This is a genomic window from Aneurinibacillus thermoaerophilus (genome assembly GCF_900099925.1).
Classification (GTDB): Bacteria; Bacillota; Bacilli; order Aneurinibacillales; family Aneurinibacillaceae; genus Aneurinibacillus; species Aneurinibacillus thermoaerophilus.
Genome location: NZ_FNDE01000095.1, coordinates 1 through 1,397, shown reverse-complemented (window position 1 = coordinate 1,397; position 1,397 = coordinate 1). Strand labels below are relative to the sequence as shown.

Below are 1,397 nucleotides of genomic sequence, written 5' to 3'. Positions count from 1 at the left end.
AGGCTGTCTCGAATTGCTCTAACGCTTATTCGCACAACACCTAAGCTGTTGGAGTGTACTATCGAATCTCTTATGGGAGCAGTCATGCAGGCGGCTCAGTTGGGGCTTGAGCCAGGCTTAATCGGTCATTGCTACATCATCCCATATGGCAAGGAAGCGCAGTTCATCATCGGCTACAAGGGCATGATTGACCTGGCTCGCCGTTCCGGTCAAATCGAGCAGATTTACGCCCATGCGGTGTACGAAGCAGACCATTTCGAGTATGAGCTCGGATTGCATCCGAAGTTAGTTCACAAGCCTGCTACTGGCCGACGTGGAGCCATTCAATATGTGTACGCTGTGGCCCATTTCAAAGGCGGCGGCTATCAGTTTGAAGTGATGGATATGGAAGAGATCGAGCGGCGCAGACAACGCAGTAAGGCCGCTAAAAATGGCCCTTGGGTGACAGACTTCGAAGAGATGGCAAAGAAGACGGTTATCCGGCACATGTGGAAGTACCTGCCGATTAGCATTGAAATTCAGCGATTGGCTGCACAGGACGAAACGGTCAAGAAAGACATTACCAGCGAGCCACGCAGTGTCTATGCAGACGCAATAGAGGCTGAGGGAGTAACGGCCGAGGATATCCCGGTGGACGAGCCTACGTCAGAAAAGAAAGCACAGACGCCGGAAGAGCAGAAGACGGACAAGCCACAGGATTGGCAGCAGGATGAAGAACTGCAACAAGCGATGGAGATGGATTTTAAATAACCGAGCAGGGGCGCTCTCTGCGCCCGGCTCTATCAATCTAGTAGAGGAGATGTCGGGGTATGGAAGAGCAAATAAACACAGAAATACAGGCGTCGGGGTTTGTTGTCCTGCCCCGACTCTCTATCAAAAACTTGAGGGACAAGCTTCTTTTCTATCATTTGCTTGAACAAGCGGATTGGAATACAGGGGAAGTAAAAGTAAACGTTTCTGAGTTGGAACGGGAAACGGGATGGACGCAGAGAGAAGTTAAATACTCGCTTGAACGCTTGAAAAAAGAGGGATTAATCGTTTTTGAAACACTACGTCAGAAGCGAGGAATACTCGTAAAGATAAACAAATATAAGGATTTTCAGTCGCTTTCACACTACAAAAAAGGCGAAAAAAATGTAGAAGAGATTGTAAAAGAAGATGTTAAAGAGAATGTTGAAGGGATTGTCAAAGAGGAAGAAGTTGAAAAGCCGCTAGATAACAGCGTTTTAAGCGATGGTAATAATTTACTTGTCGAAGAGAATGTAAAAGAGGTTGTCAAAGAGGATGTAAAAGAGAATGTAAATCTTTTATTTAATAACAGCATTATAAACAGCAATAAGAACAGCAATATAAACAATAAACCTAATACGTCGCTCGCTTCGGAAAAAGACATCGAA

At 45.8% G+C, this 1,397-nt stretch carries 1 protein-coding gene and 1 pseudogene; both read left to right on the top strand.

What is annotated here, in order from left to right; all coding sequences use genetic code 11:
• Positions 1 to 750, top strand: a 750-nt coding sequence (gene recT / locus BLR88_RS18820; RefSeq protein WP_091261646.1) for a recombination protein RecT, incomplete at its 5' end; no start/stop codon positions are given.
• Between the two features lie 59 nt (positions 751 to 809).
• A pseudogene (locus tag BLR88_RS18815) lies at positions 810 to 1,397 on the top strand (hypothetical protein); the annotation flags it as partial.